Here is a 14,846-nt window from a genome sequence, read left to right as displayed (position 1 = left end):
GGAGCCACGAGAGGACCCCCACCATGAGCACTGCCCTGCGCGGCGTCACCTCGCACGACGTCACGTCCTTCCTCGCGGCACACGACCTTCCCGAACCGGCTGGAGCCCCCCGCCGGTCACCGGCCGGCATGGTCGGCAACACCCCTGTCCTGTGGGTCGGGGAGCCCTTCAACCCGCCGGGCCGCGGCTTCTGGGCCAAGCTGGAGGGCGCCAACCCCGGAGGAATCAAGGACCGCGCGGCCCTCCACATGGTCGACGCCGCACGAAAGCGAGGCGCCCTACCGCCGGGCGCCCCGATCATCGAGTCCACCAGCGGCACCCTCGGCCTCGGCCTGGCACTGGCCGGCATCACCTACGGCCATCCGGTCACCGTCGTCTCGGATCCCGGCATGGAGCCGTTGATGGTGCACCAGTTGCGCGCGCTGGGAGCCCACGTGGACGTGGTCACCGAGCCCGCCCCCCGGGGCGGCTGGCAGGAGGCACGTCGCCGGCGCGTGAGCGAGCTGCTCGCCCGCACGCCGGCGGCCTGGTGCCCCGACCAGTACAACAACCCCGACAACACCGCGGCCTACGCCTCACTGGCTCTGGAACTCGTCGTCCAGCTCGGACGGGTCGACGTCCTCGTCGCGGCCGTCGGCACCGGCGGCCACTCGGCCGGTGTCGCGCGCACGCTGCGCGCCTTCAACCCGCAGCTCAGGCTCGTCGGCGTCGACTCGGTGCACTCCACCGTCTTCGGCCAGCCCGACGGCCCCCGTCTGATGCGCGGACTGGGCAGCAGCATCCACCCGCGGAACGTCGACCACGCCGCCTTCGACGAGGTGCACTGGGTGGCCCCGCAGGAGGCGGTGTGGGCCTCCCGCAGGCTGGCCCGCGGCCACTGCGCCAGCGGTGGCTGGAGCGTGGGCGCCGTGGCACTCGTGGCGAACTGGCTGGTCCGTACCGAGCCGGAGCGGACCAGGATCGCCGCCGTCTTCCCCGACGGCGTGCACCGCTACTGGGACACGGTCTACAGCGACGACTACTGTCGCCGGCACCACCTGCTGCGACGCTCCCCGGCATCCGAGCCGGACGAGATCGCCGACCCGGCCGAGTGCGTGGTGGAGCGCTGGACCCGCTGCACGACCGTCACCGCACCCGAGGGAGCGGCGCGATGAAGTCCCTTGCCGCGCAGTTCCGTTCGTTCAACGGTTGTGTCCGACTCCTGATGGTCCAGCAGTTCACCATCAACACGGCCTTCTACATGCTGATGCCCTATCTGGCCGTGCACCTCGCGGACGGCCTGGGCCTGGCCGCCTGGTCGGTCGGGCTGGTGCTCGGGGTGCGCACCTTCACCCAGCAGGGCATGTTCCTCCTCGGCGGCACGCTCGCCGACCGGCTCGGCCACAAGCCCGTGATCATGACCGGGTGCGTGCTGCGGACGGTCGGCTTCGGCCTGCTGGGCTGCGTCGGCTCGCTCCCCGCGCTCATCGTGGCGTCGGCGGCGACCGGCTTCGCCGGCGCGCTGTTCAACCCCGCCGTTCGCGCCTGTCTGGCCGAGGCGGCGGGGGAGCGCCGCATGGCGGCGTTCGCCGCCTTCAACGTCTTCTACCAGGCCGGGATGTTCGTCGGCCCCCTGGTGGGGCTCGCCCTGCTGGCCGCCGACTTCCGGCTCATCTGCTCGGTGGCCGCGATGCTGTTCCTGGCGCTGACACTGGTCCAGCTGCGCCTGCTGCCGGCCCGCACGGGTACGCCGCAGGCCGAGCCCGACGGCGTGCTGGCCGACTGGCGCACGGTCGTCGCCAACCGCCCGTTCCTCCTCTTCTCCCTCGCCATGATCGGCTCGTACGTCCTCTCCTTCCAGGTGTACCTGGCGCTGCCGCTGCAGGCGCACCGCGCCGCCCCGGACAGCGGCGACGCGGTGACCACGGCGCTGTTCGCGGTCTCGGCCGCGGTCTCCGTGGCCGGCCAGCTGAAGATCACCGCCTGGGCCAAGGCCCACTGGTCGCCCCAGCGCGCCATGGTGTACGGCATCGCGCTCATGGGCGCGGCCTTCCTGCCCCTGCTCCTCGGGACCACACCGGTCACCCGGGCTTCGAACCCCCTGACCTGGGCCGCCGCGCTCACGCCGCTCCTCGCGGCGGTCACCCTCCTGGGGCTGGGCACCGCGATGGTCTACCCCTTCGAGATGGACACCGTCGTCTCCCTCGCACGCGGACGCCTGGTCGCCACCCACTACGGCCTGTACAACACCGTCGCCGGCCTCGGCATCACCCTGGGCAACCTGGCCACGGGCGCCGTCTGGGACGCTGCCGACCGCCTGGGACGCCCCGAGCTGACGTGGTGGGCGTTCGCGGCGACGGGCGGCATCTGCGCCGGTTGCGTGGGCCTGTTGGCGCGCTCGGGCCGGCTGACGGTGCGAACCGAGCGGGAACTCACGGCGGTTGCCTCGTGACGGGGTGACCGGGTTCGACACCGTGGACGTGGTTCGTGCGCCCCCGGCCGAGGCTGCACGGCGTCAGCGGCCGTCGCCCGTTGGCGCCTTCACCCCCGAGGGTGGAACAAACCCCTGAACAGCGCCATCGGCGAATTTCCGGGCCGGGCACCAGCACCATGGGAAGACCGACCCGGGACCCGCCCAGGACCGGCCCGGAACCCACCCCCCGAAGGGAACCTCATGCGCCTGCGCACAGCGCTGCTCTCCGTCGCGAGTGCTGTCACCCTTGTCCTCTCCGTATCCGCCTCCGCACATGCGGGGGCCGACGGCGCACTCGACTACGGCCTTGTCGAGGAGGGCGGCCGTCACACCGGAACGCTGGAAGACCCGGCCCTGAACGACTGCATCAACGTTCCCGAATTGGGGTCTTCCGCGGACTCGGGCACGTATGCGGACGCCCCGCACAACGCCACCAACGCCTATGCCGATGTGTACGAGGGCAGGAACTGCGAGGGCACCAGGACCACCCTCGCACCCGGTGCCCCCGGTTCCCCGGACACGCTGCACTTCCGGTCGGTGCTGTTCAGGCCCGCTGGGTGAGAGCCGCCCGGGGCGCGGGGCGACCGCGGCCCGCATCGGCCGGGCCGTCGGGGGAACTCGGGCGTCCGGGGACGGAAGCCGCCGACCGGCGGAGGAGGTGCCGTTGCCGTGGACGACTGGGAGATGTGGGAGATGCACGACGAGGTACGGCTGTCGCCGCGCGAACGGCTGGTGCTGCTGCAGATCGAGACCGACCTCCGGCAGGACCGCCGGTTCGCGCGCCGCATGGGGGACAGCCACCGCGGGGCCTGGCTGCCCGTGGCCGTACTGCTGCTGGGCATCGCCTCGGCGTTCGTGGCCGTCATGGGCATCCGCACCTCGGACCCCGCGCTGCTCGGCTGCTTCGCTCTCCTGTGGCCCCTGACCCTCCTCCAGGCCTTCCGTCTCCTCTGCCGCACGACCCGCCTCCGGTCCCACAGGGGGAGCGGAGGCGGGCGTGGCTTTCACGGCGGCGCACGGGGGCATCAGCCGTGGCTCTGACTTTGTCCTCAGGCTGCCCCGGCCACCGCCACCCGCTGCTGTCAGCTCTCCTTGCCTCGACCCGTCAGCGCATCGCGCATGCGGTCCACGAGGCCGGCGCCCGGGGCCAGGAGCTTGTTGGCCGGGGGAGTGTCCGGTGCGGAAGGGTGCGGGCGGGTGGGGGCCATCTTCTTCGCCCGGCGCACCTTGTCGCCCAGCTCCATCAGCGCGTCGGCGGGGCAGGCGCCCTCCAGCCGCGGGAAGAGGTTCTGCTCCTCGTCCGTCACATGTGAGCGGATCTCGCTCATCAGCTGCGCCATCAGCGTGTCGAACTGCGGATCGTCCGCCTGCAGGCCTTCCAGGTCCTTCATGATCTGTTCGGCCTTGGCGTGATCCTCGAGCTCCTTGTCGGCCAGGGCGTCCCCGCCGGAGATGTGCTCGCGCACCGCCGGGTACAGATAGGCCTCCTCCGCGACCGAGTGGCGCACCAGCTCGATCGTGGCCTGGTCGGCGAGGTTCTTGCGGTCCTTGGAGCCGGGCGGCAGCGCCTCGATACGGCCGAAGATCTCCTCGACCTCGCGGTGGTCGGTCGTCAGCTCCTGGATGACGTTTCCGCCGTGACCCATGTCGTTACCTCCTGCGAGACATCGCGGCGGCCCATGACGGCCTGCCGTCGCCGCGCCGAGTGCCCCGCGCGCGGCGCGCTACACGGCCCGTCGGCGCCGGGTCAGTGCAACGGGTGGCTGACTGCGGCCGTCCGGCCGACTCGGGTTGCATGAGGGAGATTGCACGACGAGGTACGGCTGTCGCCGCGCGAACGGCTGTGCCGCGGTCGTCCAGTCCGGCTCGGGTAGCCGCCGGGTCCGCGCAACAGGCCAACGGCACGCGGCCGTCCGGCCGACCCCGGCAGCCGCCAGGTCGGCGCAGTGAGCGAACGGGCCGTGACGGCCGTGCCCACCCTGCCCGGCTCGGTCGGCTCGGTCGGCTCGGCCGGCCCGGTCGGCTGTGCTCTCGGTCGGTCGCCGAGTCAGCGCATCGAGTGGCGCGCCGCGGCCGTGCGGCCCGATTCCGACAGCGTCCACCGCCACCAGTGGTCCAGCAACTCCTTGTCGAGCGCCCCCGAGTCCACCAGCGCGGGCCAGCCCACCGCCCGCGCCTGGGCGGTGACCTTGGCGCCGCCCGCGACCGGGTCCACGGCGATCACCGGCGTGCCGGTGCGCAGGGCGAGCACCAGGCCGTGCAGCCGGGTGGTGACGACGACGTCGAAGCGGGAGACCAGGGCGAGGAACTGCTCGGCCGTCGCGCACAGCCGCCAGTCGTCCGTGGCCAGCCGGGTGTCGGCCGGGACGCGGGCGCAGTCCTTCCCGGACAGCCAGCGGGTGAGCCGCGTGTTGACCTCCTCGTGCCGGCGGCGCGCGCCGTACTCGCCCTGCCCCTGGGAGAGCAGCACCCCGGCCACGGGCGGCAGCGGGCCCGCCGGGGCCGCTGCCGCGAGATCGTGCCGCGCCGGGGCCGCGGTGCCGTCCCGGGCGATGATCTCGTGGAAACCGGTGGCCGCGGGATCCGCCGGATCGACGACCGAGACACCGGCGGCGAGTCGCCGACAGGTCCCGAACCTGGCATGCAGTCCGGCGACTTGCGGCCCGTGCACCGGACCGCACACGAAGAGCACGGTGTCGTACGCCTCCGGCCGCGCCGCCTCCAAGGACAGCGCGCCGGGACGGAAGCCGGGGCTCCACGCCGTGTCGTGCGGGATGCCCGCCCGGGTCAGTGCGGCCGACGCGTGCCGCTGCGCGAGGGTGTCCCCGGCCGTCGCCTCCCCGTCCCGGAAGCTGAACCAGCCCGTCAGCAGAACCCGCCCGGGAGGCCGGCCGGACCCGCGCACCATGCGCAGCAAGCCGGCCGTGAGGTCGTCGTCCATGTCCCTCACCAGCCCTCTCCTGCCTCGCTGCGGCTCTTGCGGACCTCTCGAAGACGTCGCTGACCAGCGTCTTCCCGAGCCGCCCGCCCAGGGACCGCCGTCGGAGTCGCGCGAGTACCCCTGCTTCCGGACAATAAGAATCCAATGTGTGAAACCAACTGGTAGGGGCACTCAGCTGCCAGTGCCGTCCAGCCAGCGGCGGCCGAGCAGGGCGGTCCTCCGGACCAGCGGGACCCGTGCCCTGTGCAGAGATGTCTCTGCTTTCTCTCTGCTTTCTCCCCGTGCTTCCCTCAGTGGGCCGACGAGATCGGCCCGGCGACGCGGTACGCGCCGAACGCCCAGGCAGGAGCCTTGCGACAGCCCAGCCAGGAGCGTTCCACACGGGCGCGACGACGTGGACGAAGGAATGGCCCCCATGACTGGTGACACACCGTTTTCCTGGCGGCGCGCCCTCGTGACCGGCGGCGCCGGCTTCCTCGGCTCCCATCTGTGCGAGAGCCTGCTGGATTCGGGCGTCGAAGTCGACTGTGCCGACAATCTCGCCTGCGGGCGGCGCGAGAACGTCGCCCAGCTCGAGGACCGGCCTGGTTTCCGGTACGTGCACTGCGACGTCTCCGACGCCGACTGCGTGGAGTCGCTGACGGGGCCGTACGACCTGGTCCTGCACTTCGCCTGCCCGGCCTCGCCCGCCGACTACCTGCGCCTGCCGCTGGAGACCATGGACGTCGGCAGCCTCGGCACCCGCAACGCGCTCGCGATCGCCGAACGCGACGGCGCGCGGCTCCTGCTCGCCTCCACCTCGGAGGTCTACGGCGATCCGCTGGTGCACCCGCAGCACGAGGGCTACTGGGGCAATGTGAACCCCATAGGGCCGCGCAGCGTGTACGACGAGTCCAAACGGTTCGCCGAGGCCCTGGTCACCGCGCACGCCGGCAGCAAGGACACGAACGCCGGCATCGTGCGGCTGTTCAACACGTACGGGCCGCGCATGCGGGCCCACGACGGCCGCGCGGTGCCCACCTTCATCTGTCAGGCCCTGGCCGGCGAGCCGCTCACCGTGACCGGCGACGGCAGCCAGACCCGCTCGCTGTGCTACGTGGACGACACCGTCGACGGCATCCTCCGGGTTGCCGCGAGCAGGTCCGTGCGGCCCGTGAACATCGGCGGCAGCGACGAGATCACCGTCGCCGACCTGGCCCGCCGGGTGGTCGCCCTCACCGGCTCCCGCTCACCCATCGCGTTCGTCGACCGGCCCGTCGACGACCCCGGCCGGCGCCGCCCCGACACCACCCTCGCGCGCGAGCTGCTCGGCTGGTCGCCGCAGGTCCCCTGGGAGGAGGGCCTGAAGCAGACCATCGCCTACTTCGCCGCCCGGCCTCCCGAACCGGTCCCACGGGAGGAGGGCCCGGCACCGCAGTCCTGACCCCCGACCGCCCGCCGCACTGGAGCAGCGCATGCACGTCCTCGGTATCAACGCACTCTTCCACGACCCCGCCGCCGCCCTGATCACGGACGGCAAGATCGTGGCGGCTGCGGAGGAGGAACGGTTCTCGCGCCGCAAGCACGGCAAGCGGCCCGTCCCCTTCTCCGCCTGGGAGCTGCCCGAGCAGTCGGCCCGCTGGTGCCTGGAGCAGGCCGGCCTCACCCCGTCCGACCTGGACGCCGTCGCCTACTCCTACGACCCCGCGCTCGCCCGCCCCGCCGAGCGGTTGGGCTTGAACGACCCCTGGGACCATCTCCGCCAGGAGTACGCACGCCAGGCCCCGGACTTCCTCGCCGAGGCTCTGCCGGGGCTCGACCCGGCGAAGGTCAGGTTCGTCCCGCACCACGTGGCCCACGCCGCCTCCGCCGGACCCGTCTCGCCGTACCCGGACTGCGCCGTCCTCGTCCTGGACGGCCGCGGCGAGTGCGGCTCCCACCTGGCCGGCCGCTACACCAACCGCGAACTGACGGTCCTCGGCACCCAGCAACTGCCCGACTCCCTCGGCCTGTTCTACGAGGACCTCACCCAGCACCTCGGCTTCCTGCGCAGCAGCGACGAGTTCAAGGTGATGGCCCTCGCCTCCTACGGCACCCCGCGCTTCGCCGGCCGGCTGCGGGAGTACGTCCAGGCCGACGCGCAGGGCGGGTTCCGCGCCCGGCCCGTCCCCTGGGCCGACCTCGTCCCGCCCCGCCCGGCCGACGGCGCCTGGAGCCAGGACCACGCCGACCTCGCGGCCAGCGCCCAGCTCTGCCTGGAGGAGGCCATGCTCGCCCTCGCCCGGTGGCTGCGCGAGCGCACCGGCGAGGACGCGCTCACCATGGCCGGCGGTGTCGCGCTGAACTGCGTCGCCAACACCCGTCTGTGGCGCGAGAGCGGCTTCCGGCACGTGTGGGTGCAGCCCGCCGCCGGAGACGCCGGTACGGCCCTGGGCGCGGCGGCGCATGTCGCCGGCCAGAAGGACACCCTGGAGCCGATGCCGACCGCCGCGCTCGGCCGGGGCTGGACCGACGCCGAGCTGCGGTCGTGGCTGGAGCGGGCGGCCGTACCGTACGAGGAGCCCGCCGACATCGCCGAGACCGCCGCCGAGGCGCTGGCCGCCGACGGGATCGTGGCCTGGTTCCAGGGCCGCAGCGAGTACGGGCCGCGTGCCCTCGGGCACCGCTCGCTGCTCGCCCACCCCGGCAGGGCGGAGAACCTGGAGCGGCTCAACGCGGTCAAGGGCCGCGAGGAGTTCCGGCCGGTCGCCCCCATGGTGCTCGCCGAGCGCGCCGCCGAGATCTTCGACGGGCCGCTGCCCAGCCCGCACATGCTGTTCGTGCACGACGTGGCCGCCGACTGGAAGGACCGCATCCCGGCCGTGGTGCACGTCGACGGCACGGCCCGCATCCAGACCGTCGACCGCGCCCGGGAACCGCTGGTCGCCCGGATGATCGATGGCTTCGAGCGGCGCACCGGGCTGCCGGTGGTCGTCAACACCAGCCTGAACACCGCCGGGAGGCCCATGGTCGACGACCCGCGTGACGCCCTGGAGTGCTTCGGCTCCGCACCCGTGGACCTGCTGGTGCTCGGGCCGTTCGCGGTCCGCCGCGGGAAGGCGTTCGCATGACCGCCGTGTCCGCCTACACCGTCGTCGTCCCGACGATCGGCCGCCCCTGCCTCGCCGAGTGCCTGCGCGCGCTCGCCGAGGCCGCGGGGCAGCCGCCGTACGAGGTGATCGTGGTGGACGACCGGCCCGCGCCCGACGGCGAGCTGCCGCTGCGGGCGGCCGGGCCGCTGCTCGACCGGGTGCGGATCCTGCGCACCGGCGGCAAGGGCCCGGCCGCGGCCCGCAACGCCGGCTGGCGCACCGTCCAAACCCCCTGGACGGTCTTCCTCGACGACGACGTCCAGGTGCTGCCCGACTGGTCCCGGCTGCTCGCCGAGGACCTGCTGGAGGCCGACGAGGAGGTCGGCGGCATCCAGGGACGGCTGCGTGTCCCCCTGCCCCTGGACCGCCGGCCCACGGACTGGGAACGCAACACCAAGGGCCTGGAGAACGCCGCCTGGGCCACGGCCGACATGGCGTACCGCACCGACGCGCTCACCCGGGTCGGCGGCTTCGACGAACGCTTCCCGCGTGCCTTCCGTGAGGACGCCGACCTCGCCCTGCGCGTCCAGCGGGCCGGCTGGTCGCTGGTCCGGGGCAGGCGGATCACCCGGCACCCGGTCCGCCCGGCGCACTGGTGGGCCTCACTGCCCGCGCAGCGCGGCAACGCCGACGACGCGCTGATGAACCGGCTGCACGGGCGCGACTGGTGGGACCGCGCCCAGGCGCCCCGCGGCCGGCTGCGCCGCCACCTGGCCGTGACCGGTGCCGCCCTCGCCACGGCCGCCTGCGCGCTGGCCGGCCGCCGCAGGGCCGCCACCGCCTGCGCGGCCCTGTGGACGCTGGGCACGGCCGAGTTCGCCGTGGCCCGCATCCTGCCCGGCCCCCGTACGGCCCGCGAGATCGCCGGGATGCTCGGTACGAGCGTGCTCATACCGCCGCTCGCCGTGCGGCACTGGCTGCGCGGAGCCGTCCGCCACCGGCACGCACGACCGCTGGGAGGCACCGGGTGAAACCTGTCTCCGCCGTCCTGTTCGACCGCGACGGAACCCTCGTGGAGGACGTGCCCTACAACGGCGACCCCGACCGCGTCCGGCTCCTGCCCGGCGCCGCGGCGGCCGTCGCCCTCGCACGCTCCCACGGTCTCGCCACCGGTGTCGTCAGCAACCAGTCCGGCATCGGACGCGGCCTGCTCACCGCGGACGACGTGCGCCGCGTCAACGAGCGCGCCGACGCCCTGCTGGGCGGCCTGGACACCTGGGAGTTCTGCCCGCACACCCCGGACGCCGGCTGCGACTGCCGCAAGCCGCGACCGGGCCTGGTCCTCGCGGCCGCGGCCCGGCTGGGGGTGGCACCCGCCGAGTGCCTGGTGGTCGGCGACATCGCCGCCGACGTGCTGGCGGCACGCGCGGCAGGCGCCCGCGGGGTGCTCGTACCGAATGCGGCCACCGCACCGGCGGAGGCCGAGCGCTTCGCCGGCCAGAGCGCCCCTGACGTGCTCACCGCGGTGCGCGCGGCGCTCGCCGGGGCTGCGGGGGCGCGGTCGTCTGCGGGGGCCGCGGCGGTCCTCGGCCGAACCCGGCCCTGCGGACGGGACCTTGCGGCCCGGGGCCGGGCGGGGCCGTCCCCGTCGGACGCGGCGTGCCCGGGAAGGAGGCGGTCGCCGTGAGGGCTCTCGTCGTGCGGCTCGACAGCTTCGGGGACGTACTGCTCGCCGGGCCGGCCGTGCGTGCCGTCGCCGCCCACAGCGCGCACGTCACCGTGCTGTGCGGTCCGCGCGGCGCGGATGCGGCGCGGCTGCTGCCCGGGGTCGACGAGGTGCTGGTGTGGGAGGCGCCCTGGGAGGGCTTCGACCCGCCCGACGTGAGCCGGGAGGACGTCGAGGACCTGGTCGGCCGGCTGCGCGCCAGGGCCTTCGACGCCGCGCTCGTGCTCACCTCCTTCCACCAGAGCCCGCTGCCCACCGCGCTGTTGCTGCGGCTGGCCGGCGTCGGCCGGATCGGTGCCGACAGCGTCGACCACCCCGGGCGGCTGCTCGACGTACGGCACCGGCGGCTGCCGGGTCGCCACGAGGTGGAGGCGGCGCTCGACACCGCCGCAGCCATGGGCTTCCGGCTGCCTGAAGGAGACGAGGGGCGGTTGCGCGTACTTCCGCCCCCGGACACCGGCGGCCTCACCGGCAACGGCCCGTACGTGGTCCTGCACCCCGGCGCCAGCGCGCCCGCCCGCGCCTGGAACCCGCACCGGTGCGCGGACGCGGTCGCCCTGCTCACCGACGCCGGGCACCGCGTGGTCGTCACCGGCGGCCCGCACGAGCGCGTGCTCACCCGGTGCGTCAGCGGGGACGTGGGCGTCGACCTCGGCGGGCGGACCTCCCCGCGGACCCTCGCGGGCGTGCTGCGCATGGCCGACGTCGTGATCAGCGCCAACACCGGCCCCGCCCACCTCGCCGCCGCCGTCGGCACCCCGGTCGTGTCGCTGTTCGCGCCGGTCGTCCCGGCCGAGCGCTGGGCGCCGTACGGCGTTCCCACCATCCTCCTCGGCGACCAGTCGGCGCCGTGCGCGAACACCAGGGCGCTGACCTGCCCGGTGCCCGGACACCCCTGCCTGGACGAGGTCACCGGCCAGGACGTGGTGCGCGCGGTGCACAAGCTCATCCAGGAGCGGCACTCATGAACATCCTCGTCTGGCACGTGCACGGATCATGGCTGACCGCCTTCGTGCAGGGCCCGCACACCTACCTGGTCCCGGTCACCGACGACCGCGGCCCCGACGGACTCGGCCGTGCCGTCACCTGGGACTGGCCCCAGACCGTCGAGGAGCGCACCCCGAAGCAGCTGTGGGACAGCGACATCGACCTGATGGTGCTGCAACGGCCGCACGAACTCGACCTGGCCCTGCGCTGGACCGGCCGCCGCCCCGGCGTGGACGTACCCGCCGTGTACGTCGAGCACAACAGCCCCGATGAGACTCCGGAGCGCCAACGGCACCCGCTGGCCGGGCAGTCGAAGATCCCGATCGTGCACGTCACCCACTTCAACCGGCTCATGTGGGACAACGGCCACGCCCCCACCGAGGTCGTCGAACACGGCATCATCGACCCCGGCCACCGCTGGACCGGCACCGAGCGCCGCGCGGCCGTCGTCGTCAACGACCCCGTGCGCAGGGGCCGTACGACCGGCACCGACCTGCTGCCCCGCTTCGCCCGCTGCGCGCCCCTGGACGTCTTCGGCATGCGCACCGAAGGGCTCGCCGAGCACCTCGGCCTGCCCCCCGACCGCTGCCGCGCCCGCGACCTGCCCCAGCACGACCTGCACCGTGAGATGGCCCGCTGCCGGCTCTATCTGCACCCCGTGCGCTGGACCTCGCTCGGGCTGTCGCTGCTGGAGGCGATGTTCCTCGGCATGCCGGTGGTCGCCCTCGACACCACGGAGGTACGGGAGGCGATACCCGACGGCGCCGGGGTGGTCTCGAACCGTCTCGACGTACTGGAGGACGCCGTACGGGCCCTCCTCGCCGAACCCGAGCTCGCCCGCCGCACCGGCGCGGCGGCCCGGGCCGCGGCCCAGGCCCGCTACGGAGAGCGGCGCTTCCTGGACGACTGGGAGCGCCTGATCAAGGAGGTCACCCGATGAGCCGCATTCCGCACACGGCCGGGCGCATCGCCATGGTCTCCGAGCATGCCAGCCCGCTGGCCGCGCTCGGCGGGCCGGACGCCGGCGGCCAGAACGTGTACGTGGCGCAGGTAGCCCGGCAGCTCGCCAGAAGGGGATACCGGGTCACGGTGTACACCCGGCGGGACTCGGCGAGCCTGCCGGACCGGGTGACCCTCATCGACGGCGTGCAGGTGGTGCACGTGCCCGCCGGGCCGCCCGCCCCCGTCCCCAAGGACGAACTCCTGCCGCACATAGACGAGTTCGGAGCCTGCCTGGCCCGGCAGTGGTCGCAGAACCCGCCGGACGTGGTGCACTCCCACTTCTGGATGTCGGGCCTCGCCGCCCTCGCCGGCGCCCGGGACCTCGGCATACCGGTCGTGCAGACCTATCACGCGCTGGGCACGGTCAAGCAGCGCTACCAGGGCGCCGCCGACACCAGCCCGCCGCAGCGCCTCGCCATCGAGGAGGCCGTCGGCCACGAGTGCGCCCGGATCATCGCCACCTGCAGCGACGAGGTCGCCGAGCTGAAGGCCATGGGCCTGCCGGAGGACCGGATCAGCGTCGTACCGTGCGGCGTCGACCCCGACCAGTTCGCACCCGCCGCCCGCCCCCGCCCGGCCGGTGCCCGCAGGCGGCTGCTGTCCGTCGGCCGGCTGGTGCCCCGCAAGGGCTTCGACCGCGCGATCCGCGCCCTGGCCGGCATCCCCGACGCCGAACTGCTCATCGCGGGCGGCCCCGAGGCCGATCTGCTCGGCGCCGAACCCGAGGCCCAGCGCCTCTACGCCGTCGCCGGCGAGTACGGCGTCAGCGGCCGCGTCACCCTCCTCGGCGGGATCAGCCGGGCCCGGATGCCCCGGCTGATGGCCGGCGCCGACCTCGTGCTGTCGCTGCCCCGCTACGAGCCCTTCGGGATCGTCCCGCTGGAGGCCATGGCCTGCGCCACGCCGGTCGTCGCCACCGCGGTCGGCGGTCAGCTCGACACGGTCGTGGACGGCAGCACGGGCGTGCTGGTCCCGGCCGACGACGACTACGACCTGGGCGCCGTCGTCCGTGCGCTCCTCGCCGACCCCGACCGGCTCGCCCGGTACGGCGCCGCCGGCCGGCAGCGGGTGCTGACCCACTACACCTGGGACCGCGTCGCCGACGGCGTGGCGGCGGTGTACGGCGCCGTGTCCTCGATCCCCTCGCTCTCCGGAGTCGTCCGATGAAGACCGTCCACGACACCACGCACTGCGACGACCTCGCCAAGGCCCTGGACGCGTTCCGCGAGCACAGCCCCCTCATCGAGGAATGGGGCAGTGAACTCGCCCGCCGCCTCGGCTCCGGGGCCCGGCTGCTCGTCGCCGGCAACGGCGGCAGCGCGGCACAGGCCCAGCACCTGACCGCCGAACTCGTCGGCCGCTACCGCCACGACCGGCCCCCGTTCTCCGCGATCGCCCTGCACGCCGACACCTCGTCCACGACCGCGATCGCCAACGACTACGGCGTCCAGGAGATCTTCGCCCGGCAGACCGCCGCCCACGGCCGCCCCGGGGACGTGCTGATGCTGCTGTCCACCAGCGGCGCGAGCGCCAACCTGCTGGCCGCCGCCGAGTGCGCGCACCGGCTCGGCATGACGGTGTGGGCGCTGACCGGCCGGGTCCCCAACCCCCTCCAGCTCGGCGCGGACGACGCGCTGTGCGTGGACGCGCCGGTGGCCGCCACCGTGCAGGAACTCCACCTGGTCGCCGTGCACATGCTCTGCGAGGCCTTCGACAGCGCGGTGGAGCGCGGGGAGGCGGACCGCAGCGAGTCCGGCGGCGTGGACGGCAGGCCGGGTGTCGTCGGCCGGCTCGTCGGCCGGGCCCGCACGGTCGGCCGGTCCGTGGACGGCACGCCCGTGGCCCCGAGGAAGGGACACGCATGAACAGTTCGCGCACCCGCCTGGTCGTCGTGGGCGACGCGCTGCTCGACCACGACCTGTGCGGCCGGGCCGAGCGGCTGGCCCCGGACGCCCCCGTGCCGGTGGTGCACGGCACCCGGCGCAGCTCCCGCCCCGGCGGCGCGGCCCTCGCCGCCTGCCTCGCCGCCACCGACGGCCGCCCGGTCACCCTCGTCACCGCGCTCGGCGACGACCCCGCCAGCGACACCCTGCGCGAGCTGATGGCCGGTCGTGTCGACCTGGTCGAGGTGCCGCTGGACGGCACCCTGAGCAGCAAGACCCGGGTCATGGCCGGGGACCGGCCGCTGCTGCGCCTGGACGACGGCGAGGGACGGGCCCGCGCGGCCACGGGGGCCGCCGAGGCCGCCGTGACCGGAGCCGACGGCGTCCTGGTCGCCGACTACGGCCGGGGCACCGCCGACGTCCTGCGCGCCGCCCTGACCACTGCCGCCACCCGGACGCCCATGGTCTGGGACCCCCATGTACGCGGCCGGCCCCCGGTCCCCGGTGTCCGCCTGGCCACGCCCTCCGCCCAGGAGGCCCGCGCCTTCGCCCGCACGCTGGACGACGCCGACGGGACGGGTGACGAGGCCGGACTGCGCACCGCCGCCCGGGACGCCCGCACCCTGGTCCGGGCGTGGCAGGCCCGGGCCGTCGCCGTGACCCTGGGCGAGCGCGGCGCGCTGCTCTCCCACGGCGAGACACCGCTGCTGGTACCGACCCCAAAGGAATCAAACAAACCGATGTCAGCGATCAAGAAGTTCCAAGTCACCTTTGACTGCGCGGAACCTGAGCGCCTTGCTCGTTT

At 74.2% G+C, this 14,846-nt stretch carries 15 protein-coding genes; 13 read left to right on the top strand and 2 right to left on the bottom strand.

Translation table 11 applies throughout. From position 1 onward, the window contains the following. Positions 1–23 precede the first annotated feature (23 nt). From ABZ624_RS24055 to ABZ624_RS24040, 4 genes are all read left to right on the top strand, one after another. Positions 24–1,154, top strand: coding sequence for a PLP-dependent cysteine synthase family protein (locus tag ABZ624_RS24055; protein ID WP_360092487.1), 1,131 nt, complete (start codon positions 24–26; stop codon positions 1,152–1,154). Continuing rightward, positions 1,151–2,431 carry an MFS transporter gene (locus ABZ624_RS24050; RefSeq protein ID WP_360092484.1) on the top strand — a complete coding sequence of 427 codons (1,281 nt, stop codon included), beginning with the start codon at positions 1,151–1,153 and terminating at the stop codon, positions 2,429–2,431. Before ABZ624_RS24055 ends, ABZ624_RS24050 begins: the two co-directional genes overlap by 4 nt. A 222-nt stretch (positions 2,432–2,653) precedes the next feature. Next, positions 2,654–3,013, top strand: coding sequence for a hypothetical protein (locus tag ABZ624_RS24045; RefSeq protein ID WP_360092481.1), 360 nt, complete (start codon positions 2,654–2,656; stop codon positions 3,011–3,013). Positions 3,014–3,121: 108 nt separating this feature from the next. Continuing rightward, positions 3,122–3,493 carry a DUF3040 domain-containing protein gene (locus tag ABZ624_RS24040; protein WP_360092478.1) on the top strand — a complete coding sequence of 124 codons (372 nt, stop codon included), beginning with the start codon at positions 3,122–3,124 and terminating at the stop codon, positions 3,491–3,493. 41 nt (positions 3,494–3,534) lie between these two features. Here ABZ624_RS24040 and ABZ624_RS24035 read toward each other — a convergent pair whose 3' ends face one another. Together ABZ624_RS24035 and ABZ624_RS24030 are read right to left on the bottom strand one after the other, a co-directional pair. Then, positions 3,535–4,098, bottom strand: coding sequence for a hemerythrin domain-containing protein (locus ABZ624_RS24035; RefSeq protein ID WP_360092475.1), 564 nt, complete (start codon positions 4,096–4,098; stop codon positions 3,535–3,537). 401 nt (positions 4,099–4,499) lie between these two features. Then, positions 4,500–5,393 (bottom strand): polysaccharide pyruvyl transferase family protein, encoded by an 894-nt coding sequence (locus ABZ624_RS24030; protein ID WP_360092937.1) that lies wholly within the window; start codon positions 5,391–5,393, stop codon positions 4,500–4,502. Between the two features lie 415 nt (positions 5,394–5,808). Here ABZ624_RS24030 and ABZ624_RS24025 point away from each other — a divergent pair, with 415 nt between their 5' ends. From ABZ624_RS24025 to ABZ624_RS23985, 9 genes are all read left to right on the top strand, one after another. After that, entirely contained in the window at positions 5,809–6,816 is a 1,008-nt protein-coding gene (locus ABZ624_RS24025) for an NAD-dependent epimerase/dehydratase family protein (protein WP_360092472.1), read from the top strand. A 31-nt stretch (positions 6,817–6,847) separates the two neighbouring features. Beyond that, positions 6,848–8,482 (top strand): carbamoyltransferase C-terminal domain-containing protein, encoded by a 1,635-nt coding sequence (locus tag ABZ624_RS24020; protein WP_360092469.1) that lies wholly within the window; start codon positions 6,848–6,850, stop codon positions 8,480–8,482. After that, the gene (locus ABZ624_RS24015; protein WP_360092466.1) at positions 8,479–9,474 is read left to right on the top strand and encodes a glycosyltransferase; all 996 of its coding nucleotides are present in this window, start codon (positions 8,479–8,481) and stop codon (positions 9,472–9,474) included. The genes ABZ624_RS24020 and ABZ624_RS24015 overlap by 4 nt, the downstream gene beginning before the upstream one ends. After that, positions 9,471–10,130, top strand: coding sequence for an HAD-IIIA family hydrolase (locus ABZ624_RS24010; RefSeq protein WP_360092463.1), 660 nt, complete (start codon positions 9,471–9,473; stop codon positions 10,128–10,130). Before ABZ624_RS24015 ends, ABZ624_RS24010 begins: the two co-directional genes overlap by 4 nt. Next, positions 10,127–11,137, top strand: coding sequence for a glycosyltransferase family 9 protein (locus ABZ624_RS24005; RefSeq protein WP_360092460.1), 1,011 nt, complete (start codon positions 10,127–10,129; stop codon positions 11,135–11,137). The genes ABZ624_RS24010 and ABZ624_RS24005 overlap by 4 nt, the downstream gene beginning before the upstream one ends. Then, the gene (locus ABZ624_RS24000; RefSeq protein WP_360092457.1) at positions 11,134–12,096 is read left to right on the top strand and encodes a glycosyltransferase; all 963 of its coding nucleotides are present in this window, start codon (positions 11,134–11,136) and stop codon (positions 12,094–12,096) included. The genes ABZ624_RS24005 and ABZ624_RS24000 overlap by 4 nt, the downstream gene beginning before the upstream one ends. Beyond that, positions 12,093–13,325: a glycosyltransferase gene (locus ABZ624_RS23995; protein ID WP_360092454.1), complete on the top strand. Its 1,233-nt coding sequence runs from the start codon at positions 12,093–12,095 to the stop codon at positions 13,323–13,325. The genes ABZ624_RS24000 and ABZ624_RS23995 overlap by 4 nt, the downstream gene beginning before the upstream one ends. Continuing rightward, a complete protein-coding gene (locus ABZ624_RS23990) occupies positions 13,322–14,023 on the top strand; it encodes an SIS domain-containing protein (RefSeq protein WP_360092451.1) in 702 nt (233 codons plus the stop codon). Before ABZ624_RS23995 ends, ABZ624_RS23990 begins: the two co-directional genes overlap by 4 nt. Next, positions 14,020–14,846 (top strand): PfkB family carbohydrate kinase (locus ABZ624_RS23985; RefSeq protein WP_360092448.1); only part of this gene is annotated, 827 nt, incomplete at its 3' end. The genes ABZ624_RS23990 and ABZ624_RS23985, both read left to right, overlap by 4 nt.

This window comes from Streptomyces sp. NPDC007205, assembly GCF_040634095.1.
In the GTDB taxonomy this organism is placed as follows: domain Bacteria; phylum Actinomycetota; class Actinomycetes; order Streptomycetales; family Streptomycetaceae; genus Streptomyces.
This window is presented reverse-complemented; position numbering and strand designations above follow the sequence as displayed.

Coding starts and splice junctions, on each gene's coding strand:
- ABZ624_RS24020 (WP_360092469.1), top strand. CDS start 6,848: ATGCACGTCCTCGGTATCAACGCACTCTTCCACGACCCCGCCGCCGCC.
- ABZ624_RS24030 (WP_360092937.1), bottom strand. CDS start 5,393: ATGGACGACGACCTCACGGCCGGCTTGCTGCGCATGGTGCGCGGGTCC.
- ABZ624_RS24025 (WP_360092472.1), top strand. CDS start 5,809: ATGACTGGTGACACACCGTTTTCCTGGCGGCGCGCCCTCGTGACCGGC.
- ABZ624_RS24045 (WP_360092481.1), top strand. CDS start 2,654: ATGCGCCTGCGCACAGCGCTGCTCTCCGTCGCGAGTGCTGTCACCCTT.
- ABZ624_RS23990 (WP_360092451.1), top strand. CDS start 13,322: ATGAAGACCGTCCACGACACCACGCACTGCGACGACCTCGCCAAGGCC.
- ABZ624_RS24000 (WP_360092457.1), top strand. CDS start 11,134: ATGAACATCCTCGTCTGGCACGTGCACGGATCATGGCTGACCGCCTTC.
- ABZ624_RS24035 (WP_360092475.1), bottom strand. CDS start 4,098: ATGGGTCACGGCGGAAACGTCATCCAGGAGCTGACGACCGACCACCGC.
- ABZ624_RS24050 (WP_360092484.1), top strand. CDS start 1,151: ATGAAGTCCCTTGCCGCGCAGTTCCGTTCGTTCAACGGTTGTGTCCGA.
- ABZ624_RS24015 (WP_360092466.1), top strand. CDS start 8,479: ATGACCGCCGTGTCCGCCTACACCGTCGTCGTCCCGACGATCGGCCGC.
- ABZ624_RS24055 (WP_360092487.1), top strand. CDS start 24: ATGAGCACTGCCCTGCGCGGCGTCACCTCGCACGACGTCACGTCCTTC.
- ABZ624_RS23995 (WP_360092454.1), top strand. CDS start 12,093: ATGAGCCGCATTCCGCACACGGCCGGGCGCATCGCCATGGTCTCCGAG.